Here is a 14,605-nt window from a genome sequence, read left to right on the forward strand (position 1 = left end):
CCCTGTGACCTGCGATCTGCGCCCTGTGACCTGCGCCCTCGCCTGAGCTAGCGGGCGCCCGAGATGAAGGGCGCCGTGAAGCAGGCGACGCGGTCGCCCGCCTGGCCCGCCTCGCCGCGTCCCGTGTGGGTGGCGTGCTCGTGCAGGACGAGGGAACGCGCCTCGCCCTGGCGGAAGTGCCACTTCTGGCTGGTGCTCGCGCGGCCGTTGCCCTTGTCGTCGGTGGTGAGGTCGAGCCAGACCTCGTTGTGCCTGTTCGCGTACGCGGGGTCCGTCGAGGGCTGCTTCGGGTCCTTCCTGTCCTGGTAGTGCGGTCCCGAGGCGTCGGGCGCAGCGCCGCACGGCTGGGTGTGCACATGGACGCCGTAGGTGTGGCCCGGCCTGACGCCGTGCACCTCCGCCTCGATCTCCATCCCCTGCCCGGTCACCTTCTGCGCCACCCTGACGCGCGCCCCTGCCGGAACCAGGGTCGGATCGTGCGTGACCGCGCGGGGCTTCCGCGCCCCCTCGGCCTGCGCGAACACGGCGCTCGCGCGCATCCACCGCGCGGACTGACCGTCGAGGCCGCCGCCGACCAGACCGCCGAGGAGGGCCGGGGTGCCGTCCGCGGCCCCGCTGGGGCCCGCTGCCGGATTCGCGGGACCTGCCGGACCCGCCGGGCTCGCCGCGCCGGTCGCGAGCACGGCCGCCAGCACGACCCCGGCCCCCACACCCGCCGTTCTCACCTTCCCCCTCGCTCCCGCCTTCGCCTTCGCCTTCACTCTCGTCTTTGCCATCGCCATCACCATCGCCGAATCCTCCACCGCTGTACGCCGCCCTTCGACGGCCCTCCACTGCTGTCCGTATCCGGTCGAACGCTGTCGGGTACGTCCGGGTCACGGCCATGCGTATCCCTTCTGCGAATGAGATCGGCGCCACGCCTCCCCAGCGGCTCCCAGGGGGTTACGCGGGCGTACGCTGTACGGCGGTAAACGGAAGTGAAGTCTTTTCGGGGCAAGGGAGAAACGGGGCGCGGCGTGCTGGAAACCCTGGGTTCCGTGACCGCCTCCCCGTGGATCTACGCGATCGTCGCGGCCTCCGTCGTCCTCGACGTCTTCGTCCCCCTGCTGCCCAGCGGGGTCCTCGTGATCACCGCGGCGACGGCCGTCGCGGGCACCACGGCGGCCGACGCCGCCGACCTCCCGAGCCACGCCGCGCGGCACGTCGCCGCCTTCCCCCACCTCCCCGAGATGTTCGCGCTGGTGCTGTGCGCCACGGGCGCCTCGGTCCTCGGCGACCTCGTCGCCTACCGGCTCGCCTGGCGTGGCGGTGACCGCTTCGACCGCGCCATCGCCCGCTCGCGCCGTCTGACGCTCGCCCAGGAGCGGCTGGGCCAGGCGCTCGTACGCGGCGGAGGCGCCCTCGTCGTCCTCGCCCGCTTCGCGCCCGCCGGACGCTCCGTCGTCAGCCTCACCGCAGGCGTGGCACACCGGCGCGCCGCCGAGTTCGTGCCGTGGTCGGCGCTGGCCGGGCTGGCGTGGGCCGCGTACAGCGTGGGGCTCGGCTACTTCGGCGGCAAGTGGCTGGGCGGCGCGGGCTGGCTCGGCACCGTGGTCTCGGTGCTCGCGCTCTTCGCGGCCGGGACGCTGGCCGCGTACATGATCAGGCGTGGCCCGAAGGACGAGCCGGTCCCGGCGGCCCAGTAGTCACCGGCGGTCCGGTAAGGGGTGCCCGCCTGGGGGCGCGTCCCTTACCAGGCGGCCCCCGTCGCCCCGTACCGGTGGTGCGAGCATGGCCGCATGAGCGATCCCCGTACACACGCAGCCGACACCCCCGCCCCCGGCCCCGGTTCCGCTCCCGGACCCGCGCCCGTCTGGCAGGTGCGCCCCGAGCGGCAGGGCGAGCGCGAGGCCGTACGCCGCGTCAACCTCGCCGCCTTCGAGACCGCCGAGGAAGCCGACCTGGTGGACGCGCTGCGCGAGGACCCGGAAGCCTGGCTTCCGGGGCTCTCCTACGTGGCCGTGTCCGCGCCGGGCGCGCTGGCCGGGCCCCTGGGCGAGCCCGTCCCCGAGCCCGGCGAGGGCGGGGACGGGAACGAGAACGGGGGCGAGGTCGCCGGGTTCGCGCTGCTGACCCGTTGCCACGTCGGCGACGTACCCGCGCTCGCGCTCGCGCCGTGCGCCGTACTGCCCGCGCACCAGGGCAGGGGCGCGGGCAGCGCCGCGATCCGGGGCGCGCTCGACGCGGCACGGGAGGCGGGCGAGCGCACGGTGATCGTGCTCGGGCACCCCGCGTACTACCCCCGCTTCGGCTTCACGCCCTGCGCGCGCTTCGGCATCACCCCGCCGTCCGGGCAGGAGTGGCCCGACGAGGCGTTCCTCGCCCTCTCCCTGGACGGCGGCGACCCGCCGCGCGGCCCGGTGCGGTACGCGGCGCCCTTCGGCATCTGAGCCGTCCACGAGCCTCGGCCCTCCTCCCGCCCTCGTCTTTCCGGGACCCGCGCTCCGGGCCCGCGTCCGTGCGCCGTTCGCGACGATGCCGTGCCGCACCCATTGACCCTTAACCGGTTCAGTGCTTGCATCCCCGGCCATCGACCTGAGCGACCCAAGCGGCCCCACGGACGAATCGACGAGGTCTGCCATGCGCCCCACACGCACGCACCCCCGCACACGCCCACACGCACGCAGGACGAGGAAGAGGAGGGCCCTCGCCCTCGGCGTCGCCGCCCTGTTACTCGCCGGAACGGGCGTCCCCGCCGCCGTCGCGTACGAGGAACACGCCCCCTCCCCCGCCTCGACGGAACCGAAGCAGTCGGCAGGAACCGGTTCAGCTCGCGCCGCCGCCCCCGGTGCCGCCGCCACCCCCGGCGAACTCGTGTCGTATCTGAAGAGCATCACCGGCAGCCGCACCGTGACCGGCCAGCACAACAAGGAGCCGCTCTCGCAGCCCACCCAGTACACGGAGCAGGCGCACGGGATCACGGGCGTCTACCCCGGTCTGTGGGGTGGTGAGTTCGGCTTCGGGGCGAGCGATCTGGACGACCGGCAGACCATGGTCGACGAGGCGAAGAACCAGTGGAACAGCGGCTCCCTCGCCGCCCTGACCTGGCATGTGTGCCCGCCCACCCGAGGCTCGTCGTGCGGCTGGGAAGCGGGCACGGGGATCATGGACGAGCTGTCCGCCGACCAGTGGACCGAGCTGACCACCGACGGCACGGAGCTGAACTCCGCCTGGAAGCGGCGCCTGGACGAGATCGTCCCGTATCTCCAGCAGTTGGAGGACGCAGGCGTGCCCGCGCTGTTCCGGCCGCTGCACGAGATGAACGGCGACTGGTTCTGGTGGGGCGCGCACGGCGGCGACCACGGGACCCGCGCGCTGTACCAGCTCACCCACGACTACCTCACGCGGGAGAAGGGCCTGGACCACCTGGTCTGGGTGTGGAACGTGGACGCCAAGGGAGCCGCCGGGCAGATGCCCGACTACTACCCCGGGGACGCGTACGTGGACGTCGTCAGCGTCGACGCCTGGAACGACGCGGGCTTCCCGAGCGGTGAGCAGTACGCGACGCTCCAGGACCTCGCGGCCGGCAAGCCCCTGGCCCTCGCCGAGGTCGGCCGCATCCCCTCGCCCTCCGACCTCGCGGCGCAGCCGGAGTGGACGTACTTCATGGTCTGGTCCGAGATGCTCACCGACCCCGTGTGGAACACCCCGGAACGCATCCGGGAGACGTACGCGCACGAACGCAGCCTGAACCAGGGCGAGCTGGGCGTCGGCGGCGCCGCGCCCCGATGACCCGCTACCGGCCGAGCACCACGACGTACCGCACGCATCGCACCGCACTGCCAGAACTCTCCTACTCCAGCGAGGGAAGAGCCGATGACAGCACGCCGCGTCCGTACGACGGGCCGTTCCCGTACGGCCCGAGGGGTCCGGGTGGCCCGGCTGGCCCCGGGCGACTCCCGCCGCAGGCGCAGGGCCGCCGCCCTGCTCGGGGCCGCCGCGCTCGGCCTGACCGCCGCCGCGTGCGGCGGCTCGGGCGGCGGCGCTTCGAGCGACCCCAAGACGCTCACCGTCCTCTCGCAGTACGTGAAGTCGACCCCGGGCGGCAAGGTCTTCCACGAGGAGGCCAAGGCGTTCACCGAGGAGACCGGCATCAAGGTCAAGGTCGTCGAGGCCGGTGAGGACCTGGACGAGACGTACGAGACCTCGCTGACGGCGGGCAAGGAGGCGGACATCGTCTTCGTCAACGTCTACGACAAGTCCCTGGGCTGGTCCAAGAACGGCGCCACCGTCGCCGCGACGGACTACATCGAGGACTGGGGCCTCAAGGACAAGGTGCTGCCGCAGGCGCTCACCGAGTGGACGGACTCGGACGGCAAGCTGATGGGCTTCCCGTACGCGGGCTTCAGCTGGCCCGTCTGGTACAACACGGCGCTGCTGGAGAAGGCCGGGGTGGAGGAGATTCCGGCCACGACGGACGAGCTGATCGCGGCGGCGAAGAAGCTGCGCGCCAAGGGCATCGCACCGATGGCGGTGGGCGGCAAGGACTGGAGCGGTCAGAAGGTGCTCTCGCAGGTCGCCCAGGCGTACTCCACAGCCGCCGAGACGCGGAAGCTGTACGCGCAGGGCGGCTTCTGCGCGTCGGCCGACGCGATGAAGGGCATCGAGCTGTTCGTGAAGCTGCGCGAGGCGGGCGTCTTCATCGACAAGGCGCAGGGCTTCACGTTCGAGACGATGCAGAGCAAGTTCTGGAACCGGCAGGCGGCGATCATGTCGCAGGGCTCCTGGGCGCTGGCCGAGGTGCCGGAGAAGACGGCGGAGCAGACGGTGATGGCCGGGCTGCCGATCCCCTCGGGCAGCACCTTCGACAAGCCGACCGCCTTCCGCGGCTACACCAGCACCGGCTTCTGGATCAGCCCCAACGGAGACAAGAAGGCCGACTCGGTGAAGCGGTTCATCCAGCACTTCTACCAGCAGGAGGTGGCCGAGCGGTTCCTCGACGACGCCAGCATCATCACCTCCGTCGAGCTGGACGAGAAGCGGCGCGCGACGGACGACGACCTGCTCGACCAGTCCCTCAACGACCTCCCCGCCAAGGCGGACTTCGCGCAGCTCCCCGACCTCCAGATCCCGGCAGCCGCCAACACCCCGCTCGTCCAGGCGACCAGCCTCGCCTTCGGCGAGGACGCCGACGCGAAGAAGATCTGCGCGGCGATGGACCAGGCGTACAGCGGAGTCAAGTGATGGCGGCGGCCCCCTCCGCCGTGGCGGAGCGTGTTTCGCCGCCCGACGGCCGCAAAGGGGACGGCCGACGGTACGGGCGGGGCGGGCCCTCTCGCGCGGCAACGGACGCGAGAGGACGCAGGGGCGCGAGTCCCACGCTGTGGGCCGTTCCCGCGCTGCTCTGGTACGGCGTCTTCATGGCGGGCCCGCTCGTCGCGATGTTCGTCATCAGCGGCAACGAGTGGGCCAGCCTCGTCGCGCCGCACCGCTGGATCGGCTCGGCCAACTACGGGGACGTGCTCGCGGACCCCGTGTTCTGGGACGCACTGACCAACACCCTGATCCAACTGGCCGTGGCCCTCCCGCTGATGATCCCGCTCGCCTTCATGCTGGGCTACTACCTCCAGCTCAAACCCCCGGGCCACCGGCTGCTGCGCGTGCTCTGCTTCACCCCCGGGCTGCTCTCGCTCTCCGCCAAGGCCATGATCTTCTTCGGGATGCTGGCACCCGACGGCGGCGTCAACGGGCTGCTGACCTCGGTGGGCCTGGAGTCGTCCACCACGCCCTGGCTGGCCGACCCCGCCACCGCGCTGGCCGCGATCATCGCCGTCGACGTCTGGAGCGGCATCGGCTACACGGCGGTGCTGTTCGCGGCGCGGCTCGCCTCCGTGCCCGAGACGGTCTACGAGGCGGCGGCGCTGGACGGCGCGGGGCACTGGCGGCGCATGTGGCAGATCTCGTATCCGGTCTGCAAGGACTTCTTCGGCGTCGCGACGATGCTCCAGTTCCTGTGGACGCTCTTCAACTCGGCGGCCACCGTGCTGATGCTCACCCAGGGCGGCCCCGGCACCGCGTCCACGACGCTGTCCTTCCTGATGTACCAGAAGGCGTTCCTGCAACAGAACATCGGCTACAGCCAGGCCGTCGGCACCCTGCTCTTCGTCCTCGGCCTGCTCGGCATGGTCGTCATCCGACGGCTGCTCCGGCAGAACTACTGAGGGGAGGCCGGGCCATGGCACACGCCACACGCGGCGCAGGCACCACAGGCGCCGCGCGGCGCGGACGCGTCCCGCACGGGAAGGGCCTCATCGCGGGCCACGTCGCCGCGTGGACGTACGCGCTGCTCCTGCTCGTCCCGCTCTACTACCTCGTCGTCTCCTCGCTCAAGGACAACCAGCGCGTCCTGACCGACCCGTTCGGCCTGCCCACCCAGTGGCTGACGGACAACTTCGTCCGCGCCTGGGAGCTGGCAGCGCTCGGCCCCGCGCTGGGCAGCTCGGCGCTGATCACCCTCGGCGCGGAGGCCATCAGCCTTCTGCTGGCCTTCCCCGCCGCCTACGGGCTCGCGCGCAGCGGCGGACGTACAGCGGCCGTCGTGGAGAAGGTCTTCGCGCTCGGGTTCCTCATCCCGGCCTTCGCCGCGCTGGTGCCGACGGTGCTGCTCGCGGTCGAGCTGGGCATGTTCCAGACCCGCGCCTTCCTGGTGCTGTTCCTGCCCGCCACCTCGCTCCCCCTCTCCGTCATCCTGCTGACCCAGTTCCTGCGCACCATCCCGGCCGAGCTGGAGGAGAGCGCGCTGATGGACGGCGCGGGGCGGCTCACCGTGCTGCTGCGCGTCTATCTGCCGCTGTCGGTGCCGGGGGTCGTCACCGTGGCGATCCTGAACTTCCTGGGGTTCTGGAACGAGTACCTCTTCAGCCTCGTCATCCTGGGCCCCGACCCCGATCTGCGCACGGTCCAGGTCGCGCTGCCGTCGCTCACCTCGGCGGTGATGGTGCAGTACGGGATACTCTCCGCCGCCTGTCTGATCACGCTGGCTCCCGTCTACGTCGTCTACACCGCGCTCCAGCGCCGCATGGAGGCCGCCCTCGTCGAGGGGGCCGTGAAGTCGTGAACCCCGAGCACCTCTCCGAGCACCGCCCCGAGCATCCCGTCGCGCCCCCGAACCGCGTTCCGCGGACGAACGGAGACCGTTTGACGCTCTCCCCCGTAAACGGGGGAGATTCTTACGGCTCGCGCCGTGAGACTTCCTGTTTCATCACCGACTGCCCGCCCGGAGAACTCCGTTGAGGTCTTACACCAGCTCCGCAGGCTTGGACCGCCCGTCCGGCGGCAAGCAGGTTCTTCGCCGCGTTCACGTCCCTGTCATGGGTCGTGCCGCAGCCCTCGCATGTCCAGGTGCGGACGTTGAGCGGCATCTCCTCCTGGAGGGTGCCGCAGGTGGAGCACAGCTTGGACGAGGGGAAGAAGCGGTCCACGACCACGACCTCTCGCCCGTACCAGGCCGCCTTGTACTCCAGCATGGAGCGGAATTCGCTCCAGCTCGCATCCGAGATGGCTCGGGCGAGCGTGTGGTTCTTGACCATGTTGCGCACGGTCAGGTCCTCAATCACGAGCGTTTGGTTTTCGCGCACGAGTCGAGTGGTGAGCTGGTGGAGCAGGTCGCGGCGCCGGTCAGCGATGCGGGCGTGCACCCGGGCGGCCTTGCGCCGCGCCTTGGCCCGGTTGTTGCTTCCCCGGGCCTTCTTCGCGAGGTTGCGCTGGGCCTTGGCCAGGCGAGCGCGGTCCCAGCGTTCATGTCGGGGATTGGCGATCTTCTCCCCGGTGGACAGGGCCAGAAGGTGCGTCAGGCCGACGTCGATACCGACCGCCGTATCCGTCTTCGCCAGCGGCTTCACGGATGCGTCGTCGCACAGCATGGAGACGAACCAGCGTCCGGCCGCGTCCTGGGAGACAGTCACCGTCGAAGGGCTCGCCCCTTCGGGAAGGGGCCGGGACCACACGATCTCCAGCGGCTCGCGCATCTTGGCGAGGGTCAGCTTCCCCTCGCGGAAGCGGAAGCCGCTGGTGGTGTACTCGGCGGACTTCCGGGACTTCTTCCGGGACTTGAAGCGCGGGTACTTGGCCCGCTTGCCGAAGAAGTGAGTGAACGCCGTCTGCAAGTGCCGCAGGCACTGCTGAAGCGGCACCGAGGACACGTCGTTGAGGTAGGCCAGTTCCCCGGTCTTCTTCCACACCGTCAGCATCGCCGAGGTCTGGTGGTAGTTCACCCGCTCCTGCCGCGCCCACGCCTCCGTGCGTGCGGCGAGAGCGAGGTTGTAGACCTTGCGCACACAGCCGAACGTGCGCGACAGCTCAGCCGCCTGCGCATCGGTCGGATAGAAGCGGTACTTGAACGCCCGCTTCACCTGGCCCGTAGTCACGCTCACAAACTAGCGAGACTGCGACTTAAGACCAAACCCGCGGGGCAGAGCACCGCCTTTCGCCCCGGCGGCGAAACCCCGCTCGTTGCCCTGCTCCGCAGGGATCCGATTCCTCCCCGCCCTCAAGGACGGGGTTTCCCCGGAGGTACCCGATGAAGGACGTCACGCCGCTGTGCGAAGGCTGGACGCTGCACCACGAGACGCCGTGCCACGAGGGCCGGTCCGTGCCCGCCACGCCCGCCACCGTCCCGGGCTGCGTCCACACCGACCTGCTGGCGGCGGGACTGATCCCGGACCCGTACCTCGGCGAGAACGAGCGCGACGTCGCCTGGGTGGGCCGCGCCGACTGGACGTACACGACGACGCTTCCCGCGCGGCAGCAGCCGTCCCCCGCTTCCCCCGAGTACGAGCACGAGCGCACCGACCTGGTCTTCGACGGGCTCGACACGGTCGCCGCCGTCACCCTGGGCGGGCGCCTCCTGGCCACCACGCGCAACATGCACCGCAGCTACCGCTTCGACGTCACCGAGGCGCTCCGCACCGGGACGGACCGGACCCTCGCCGTCCGGTTCACCTCCGCCTACACGGAGGCGGAGTCCGAGCGGGACCGGCTCGGCGACCGCCCCAACTCGTATCCGGAACCCTTCCCCTACCTCCGCAAGATGGCCTGCTCCTTCGGCTGGGACTGGGGCCCGACCCTCGTCACCGCCGGGATCTGGAAGCCGGTGCGTCTGGAGCACTGGTCCACCGCACGCCTCGCCTGCGTCAGGCCGCTGGTGACGGTGGAGGCCGACGGCACCACGGGCCGCGTCGAGGCGCACGTGGAGATCGAGCGCGCCGCCTCGGGCCAGGGCCGCCCGCTGACCGCCGAGCTGCGGGTGGCGGGTGTGCGGGCGACGGTGCCGGTCGCCCCTGACGCGACCGGCACCGTCGTCACGCTGCGGGTTCCCGACGTGCGGCTGTGGTGGCCGCGCGGGCACGGGGAACAGCCGCTGTACGACTGCGAGGTGACGCTGCACGGCCCGGCGAAGGAGGGCCCGGCCGAGGACGGCACCGGGGGCGCCACCCTCGACTCCTGGACCCGGCGCGTCGGCTTCCGCACCGTCGCCCTCGACACGTCACCCGACGCGCACGGCACGGCCTTCGCCCTCGTCGTCAACGGCCGCCGGATCTTCGCGCGGGGCGTCAACTGGATCCCCGACGACACCTTCCCGTCCCGCATCACCCCGGCCCGTTACGCGCACCGCCTCCGCCAGGCCGCCGAGGCCAACGTGGACCTCGTCCGCGTCTGGGGCGGCGGACTCTACGAGTCCGAGGCGTTCTACGACGCCTGCGACGCGCTCGGACTGCTGGTCTGGCAGGACTTCCCGTTCGCCTGCGCCGCCTACCCGGAGGAGGAGCCGCTGCGCTCCGAGGTCGAGGCGGAGGCCCGCGAGAACGTCACCCGGCTCGCGTCCCACCCGAGCCTCGCCCTGTGGTGCGGCAACAACGAGAACCTGTGGGGGCACGAGGACTGGGACTGGAAGCCCAGGCTGGGCGAGCTGAGCTGGGGCGAGGGCTACTACCTGGACCTGCTGCCGCGCGTCGTCGCCGAGCTGGACCCCACGCGCCCGTACTGGCCCGGCAGCCCCTGGTCCGGCTCGTGGGACCACCACCCCAACGACCCCGCGCACGGCACCCACCACTCCTGGGAGGTGTGGAACCGCACCGACTACGCCGACTACCTGCGCGACGTACCCCGGTTCGTCGCCGAGTTCGGCTGGCAGGCGCCGCCCGCCTGGGCCACGCTGCGCCGCGCCCTGCCCGATGACCCGCTGACCGACCCCGCCTCCCCCGGCATGCTCCAGCACCAGAAGGCGGCGGACGGCAACACCAAGCTGGCCCGCGGCCTGGCCCGCCACTTCACGGGACGGTCCGGCAGCGTCGCGGAGGGGTCCTGCACCGTCGCGGAGGGGGCCGGGGCCACGTCGTCGTCCGTCGAGCGCGAACTCGGCTTCGACGCCTGGCACTACCTCGCCCAGCTCACCCAGGTACGGGCCGTCTCCACGGGCATCGAGCACTGGCGCTCCCACTGGCCGCGCTGCGCGGGCACCGTCGTGTGGCAGCTCAACGACTGCTGGCCGGTGACCTCTTGGGCGGCGGTCGACGGCGACGGGCGCGCCAAGCCCCTCCACCACGAGTTGCGGCGCCTCTACGCGGACCGGCTGCTGACGTTCCAGGAGCGCGAGGGGGCGCTGACGGTCGTCGCCGTCAACCAGTCCCGTACGGAGTGGAGCGCGCGTCTCGTGCTGCGCCGCCACTCGGCCTCGGCCGACGGTGCCGTGCTCGCCGAGTCCACGCTGCCGTTCACCGCCGGACCCGACGCGGTCGCTGTGGTGCCGCTGCCGCCGGAGACGGCGGGGCTCGGGGACGCGGCGAAGGAGTTCCTGACGGCCGAGACCGAGGGCGTCGCCGAGGGCGGGACCGGGACCGACGGCCTGCGGGCCCTCCACTTCGCCTGCCCGGACAGCGAGTTCGCCTGGCCACGCCCCCGTATCGACGTCGCACTCGCGCCCGGCGACGAGGAGAGGGACGGAACGAAGCTGGTCGTCACGGCCCACACCCTCGTACGCGACCTGCTCCTCCAGCCCGACCGGCTCGCGCCCGGCGCGGCGGCCGACCACGGCGTCCGCACCCTGCTGCCCGGTGAGAGCGTCACCCTCACCGTCACCGGCTGGCCCCGGCCGAGCGCCGAGGCGGCCCGCACGGCGCTGTACTGCGTCAACGCGCCGGGCGGCCTGGCCCGCATGGCCCCGCTGGGCGACGTCGCGGCCACGGGCGGCCCGGCCGCATGACCACCCGCCGCGCCCGCCGCCCGGGGCCTGCCGCGGGCCGCCGCGTCACCATCAACGACGTGGCGGCCCGCGCGGGCGTCTCCAAGGGCGCCGTCTCCCTCGCGTTCAACAAGCGCCCCGGTGTCTCCGACGCCACCCGAGCGCGCATCTTCGCCGCGGCGCGCGAACTGGGCTGGGCCCCCCACCTCTCGGCCCGCTCCCTCTCCAACTCCAAGGTGGACACCGTCGGCCTGGCCATCGCCAGACCCGCGCGGATGCTGGGCCTCGAACCCTTCTACATGGAGTTCATCTCCGGCATCGAGAGCGTGCTGAGCGAGCGCTCCTGCTCCCTGCTGCTGCGCCTCGTCCGCGACCACGACGAGGAGACGGCACTCCAGGAGACCTGGTGGCGCTCCCGCCAAATCGACGGCACCATCCTCGTCGACCTCCACCAGGACGACCCGCGCCTCCCTGCCGTGCGGAGCCTGGGCATCCCGGCCGTCGCCGTGGGGCACCCGTCGCTCGCTGAGGATCTGAGCTGCGTGTGGACGGACGACGCGACGGCGGTGACCGAGGCCGTCCGCTATCTCGCCGCGCTGGGGCACCGGCGCATCGCGCGCGTCGCCGGGCCGCCGTCGCTGGGGCACACCGCGATCCGCACGACGGCGTACGAGGAGACGCTGCGCGCCCTCTCCCTCTCCTACCGCCGCACGCTCCCCACCGACTTCTCGGGCGAGGAGGGCGCGCGGGCCACCCGTACGCTGCTGGCCTCGGCCGACCGCCCGACGGCGGTGATCTACGACAACGACATCATGGCGGTGGCCGGGCTCTCCGTCGCCTCCGAGATGGGCCTCGCGGTCCCGGCCGACGTCTCCCTGCTGGCCTGGGACGACTCCCAGCTCTGCCAGTTGACCCACCCGACGCTCTCGGCGATGAGCCACGACGTGACCGCGTTCGGCGCCGAGGTGACCCGTCGCCTCTTCCAGCTCCTGGACGGCACCTCCCCGCCCCCGGGCCCGGTCCGCTCCCCGACCCCGTCCCTCATTCCGCGCGGCAGCATCGCGCGGCGGGATCGGTGAGGGGGCCGGGCCGGGGAGCCGGGGTGGGGGCCGACTACTCGTTCCGGTCGTGAACGCCCGGCTGCAACACCTCGTCGAGCACCTCGCGCACGGCACCGTAGGCGACATAGTTGACGGCGAAGGCAAGATCCTCGGTGCTGCCCACTTCCTCACCGACCTCCTTGAACTTCGCCTCTTCCTTGGCGGCCCAGTCCCGGGCACGACGGATCCGTTCGAGCAGTTCCTGTCCGTCCACGATGTCAGTCATCCCCGCAACGTAACCCTGAGCGTGGCCCGTAAACGGCTGGTCGGTAGGGTGACCGGTCGCTACCGGTCGCTTCTGCTGGTTCCGGGGGGAACGTATGGCACAGGACAGCGCGCTTCTGACCATCGAGGAAGGGGCGATAGAGGTAGAGGAGGACCTGAAGAAGCACCGCTTCCTCCAGCGCCTCACACTCCTCTGGTTCCTCGCCAGCGTTCTCGTCGTGGCGGGCCTTCTCGTACTGGTCAACGTCGTGGTGACGTTCGAAGCGCCGAAGCGGGGCGAGGGGGGCGGGCAGGGCCTGGCCAACGTCATGACCGTCCTGTTCGGCGGGGCCTCCACCGTGGCCGCCGCGGTCAACTGGTACCGCATGAGGTCCAAGATCGACGACCTCGTCGTCGAGCAGCGCAAGCTGGAGGCGCGACGGCGGCTCGCGCTGGCGGCTCAGGACGACGCCCGGTCCATCCCGAACGCCTTCAGCGAGTACCGCGAGTCGATCCCCCTGGTGCGCGACGAGTACCGGCGGAGCGCGGACCGCTACCGCTCCCGCCACAACCGTTTCCAGTTGACGGTCATCGTCGGCTCGATCCTCACCTCCGTCGCCACCACAGCGGCGGCCGAGGAGGGCATCTGGAGCTGGCTCGCCGTCTCGACAAGCGCCCTGGTCAGCATCTCCGCGGGCATCATCTCCTACTACAAGTTCCGCGAACGGAGCCTCAACCTCCAGCAGACGGCGGACGCGATCGACCTGGAGCTCCAGGCGTACCGGCTGGGCATCCGCCGCTACAAGGGCGTGCCCCCGGCCGAGGCGTCGGCGACCTTCGCCGAGGAGGTGGAGCGGCTCCGCGAGGAACAGCGCAAGAAGGAACTGCAACTGGAGCAGCCTCCGGAGATCTCGCCCGACGTCCACTCGTCCCCGAGCCAGGGCCGCCCCGCGCAGATCTGACCGCTCATGGTGGTTCCGCTGACGGGTCTGACCTCGCCTGGCACGCCGCGCCGTCACTTCTTCCGCCGCTTGCGGCCCTTCTTCTTCCGGCGCTCAATGGTGTACGCCGACCAGTCCCCACGATGCAGGTAACACCGCGACGCACCCACCATCGCCAGGTTCCGGCACCGAGTCCCCTTCTCGGTCATCGCCCCACACCTAGACTGCGTCCCCACAACGGACCACCTCCCGCCCAGGCTGCCTCCAGTCCAGCTCCCCCGGAAGGCGCGTACCGGTCGCACGGAATGCCCGGGGGCGCAGACGGTCAGGGCCGACGGTGAACCGACACCGCGTACGCTCCACCCGCGTAGGGCTCGCGGTCCCACGTCGCGTACCGCGCCTCGGGCGTGAGCCCTGCGGCCACGCAGTGCGCGTCGTAGTCGTCGACGGTGTAGCCCCGGTCCAGGGAGAAGCCCGCCACCAGGCGACCTCCGGCCCGTACGTGCGCCGCGACCCCGGCGACCAGGGCCGGTTCCGTGCCCGGCGGGGTGAACAGGGGAACGTTGCCCGCCATCACCACGACGTCGAAGGACCTGCCGAGGTCGAGGGCGGTCAAGTCGCTCAGGTGCCAGGGGATGCCGGGCGCGAGGCGACGGGCGGTGTCCAGCATCGACGCGTCGACGTCCACCCCCACCACGTCGACCCCGTGCCGCGCCAGATCGATCGCCACCCTGCCCGTACCGCACCCCGCGTCGAGCACACTGGCCGGTTCCAGGGAGCGCACCAGCGCCGCCTCACCGTGCACGTCCCGGCCCTCGGCGGCAATGCTGTCGAACCGCGCCTGATACTCCTCGCCATCCCACGCCATACGCCCACCCTGACACACCCCCAACACCAGCCACGGCCGCCCCCAGCACGCGCCAGGGCCCCTCCGAGATCACTCGGAGGGGCCCTGACCTGCGCGTATGACGTGGGCACAACTGGGATCGAACCAGTGACATCTTCCTTGTAAGGGAAGCGCTCTACCGCTGAGCTATGCGCCCCAGGCGTAATGAGCCCACACACTACCCTGCCACCGCACCGGCCGCGCAAACCGTCTCAGGGCGCGGGGCAGGCCGGGGAGGGTGCGAACGAAACGGCTC

Annotated in this window: 13 protein-coding genes and 1 tRNA gene; 9 read left to right on the forward strand and 5 right to left on the reverse strand. The window is 71.6% G+C overall.

Annotation, left to right across the window (positions count from 1 at the left end; genetic code table 11):
- Positions 1 to 47: 47 nt before the first annotated feature.
- Positions 48 to 776 (reverse strand): superoxide dismutase family protein, encoded by a 729-nt coding sequence (locus ACYVOO_RS33790; RefSeq protein WP_461019543.1) that lies wholly within the window; start codon positions 774 to 776, stop codon positions 48 to 50.
- Between the two features lie 240 nt (positions 777 to 1,016).
- On the opposite strand from ACYVOO_RS33790, the gene ACYVOO_RS33795 reads away from it, so the two are divergent.
- The 6 genes from ACYVOO_RS33795 (at position 1,017) to ACYVOO_RS33820 (ending at position 7,096) form a co-directional block, all read left to right on the forward strand.
- Positions 1,017 to 1,685 (forward strand): DedA family protein, encoded by a 669-nt coding sequence (locus tag ACYVOO_RS33795; protein WP_453349871.1) that lies wholly within the window; start codon positions 1,017 to 1,019, stop codon positions 1,683 to 1,685.
- Positions 1,686 to 1,778: 93 nt separating this feature from the next.
- The gene (locus ACYVOO_RS33800) at positions 1,779 to 2,429 is read left to right on the forward strand and encodes a GNAT family N-acetyltransferase (RefSeq protein WP_461019544.1); all 651 of its coding nucleotides are present in this window, start codon (positions 1,779 to 1,781) and stop codon (positions 2,427 to 2,429) included.
- 190 nt (positions 2,430 to 2,619) lie between these two features.
- A complete protein-coding gene (locus ACYVOO_RS33805) occupies positions 2,620 to 3,771 on the forward strand; it encodes a glycoside hydrolase family 26 protein (RefSeq protein WP_461019545.1) in 1,152 nt (383 codons plus the stop codon).
- An 84-nt stretch (positions 3,772 to 3,855) separates the two neighbouring features.
- Positions 3,856 to 5,223: an ABC transporter substrate-binding protein gene (locus ACYVOO_RS33810; protein ID WP_461019546.1), complete on the forward strand. Its 1,368-nt coding sequence runs from the start codon at positions 3,856 to 3,858 to the stop codon at positions 5,221 to 5,223.
- Between the two features lie 176 nt (positions 5,224 to 5,399).
- Positions 5,400 to 6,200 (forward strand): carbohydrate ABC transporter permease, encoded by an 801-nt coding sequence (locus ACYVOO_RS33815; RefSeq protein ID WP_461019547.1) that lies wholly within the window; start codon positions 5,400 to 5,402, stop codon positions 6,198 to 6,200.
- 14 nt (positions 6,201 to 6,214) lie between these two features.
- Complete coding sequence (locus ACYVOO_RS33820) at positions 6,215 to 7,096, forward strand: carbohydrate ABC transporter permease (RefSeq protein ID WP_461019548.1); 882 nt, start codon at positions 6,215 to 6,217, stop codon at positions 7,094 to 7,096.
- 112 nt (positions 7,097 to 7,208) lie between these two features.
- Here ACYVOO_RS33820 and ACYVOO_RS33825 read toward each other — a convergent pair whose 3' ends face one another.
- Positions 7,209 to 8,411 carry an RNA-guided endonuclease InsQ/TnpB family protein gene (locus ACYVOO_RS33825; protein ID WP_461019549.1) on the reverse strand — a complete coding sequence of 401 codons (1,203 nt, stop codon included), beginning with the start codon at positions 8,409 to 8,411 and terminating at the stop codon, positions 7,209 to 7,211.
- A gap of 146 nt (positions 8,412 to 8,557) precedes the next feature.
- On the opposite strand from ACYVOO_RS33825, the gene ACYVOO_RS33830 reads away from it, so the two are divergent.
- Both ACYVOO_RS33830 and ACYVOO_RS33835 read left to right on the forward strand, forming a co-directional pair.
- Entirely contained in the window at positions 8,558 to 11,239 is a 2,682-nt protein-coding gene (locus ACYVOO_RS33830) for a glycoside hydrolase family 2 protein (RefSeq protein ID WP_461019550.1), read from the forward strand.
- Entirely contained in the window at positions 11,236 to 12,297 is a 1,062-nt protein-coding gene (locus ACYVOO_RS33835; protein WP_461019551.1) for a LacI family DNA-binding transcriptional regulator, read from the forward strand. The genes ACYVOO_RS33830 and ACYVOO_RS33835 overlap by 4 nt, the downstream gene beginning before the upstream one ends.
- A 34-nt stretch (positions 12,298 to 12,331) precedes the next feature.
- Here the strand turns inward: ACYVOO_RS33835 and ACYVOO_RS33840 are convergent, their stop codons facing one another.
- Positions 12,332 to 12,544: a hypothetical protein gene (locus tag ACYVOO_RS33840; RefSeq protein WP_453349881.1), complete on the reverse strand. Its 213-nt coding sequence runs from the start codon at positions 12,542 to 12,544 to the stop codon at positions 12,332 to 12,334.
- Positions 12,545 to 12,638: 94 nt separating this feature from the next.
- Here ACYVOO_RS33840 and ACYVOO_RS33845 point away from each other — a divergent pair, with 94 nt between their 5' ends.
- Positions 12,639 to 13,484 carry a DUF4231 domain-containing protein gene (locus ACYVOO_RS33845; RefSeq protein ID WP_461019552.1) on the forward strand — a complete coding sequence of 282 codons (846 nt, stop codon included), beginning with the start codon at positions 12,639 to 12,641 and terminating at the stop codon, positions 13,482 to 13,484.
- A gap of 304 nt (positions 13,485 to 13,788) precedes the next feature.
- On the opposite strand, the gene ACYVOO_RS33850 is transcribed toward ACYVOO_RS33845, so the two are convergent.
- Both ACYVOO_RS33850 and ACYVOO_RS33855 read right to left on the reverse strand, forming a co-directional pair.
- Entirely contained in the window at positions 13,789 to 14,331 is a 543-nt protein-coding gene (locus ACYVOO_RS33850) for a methyltransferase domain-containing protein (RefSeq protein WP_461019553.1), read from the reverse strand.
- A 103-nt stretch (positions 14,332 to 14,434) separates the two neighbouring features.
- A tRNA-Val gene (locus tag ACYVOO_RS33855) sits at positions 14,435 to 14,506 on the reverse strand.
- Positions 14,507 to 14,605 lie beyond the last annotated feature (99 nt).

The organism is Streptomyces daliensis, from assembly GCF_054782395.1.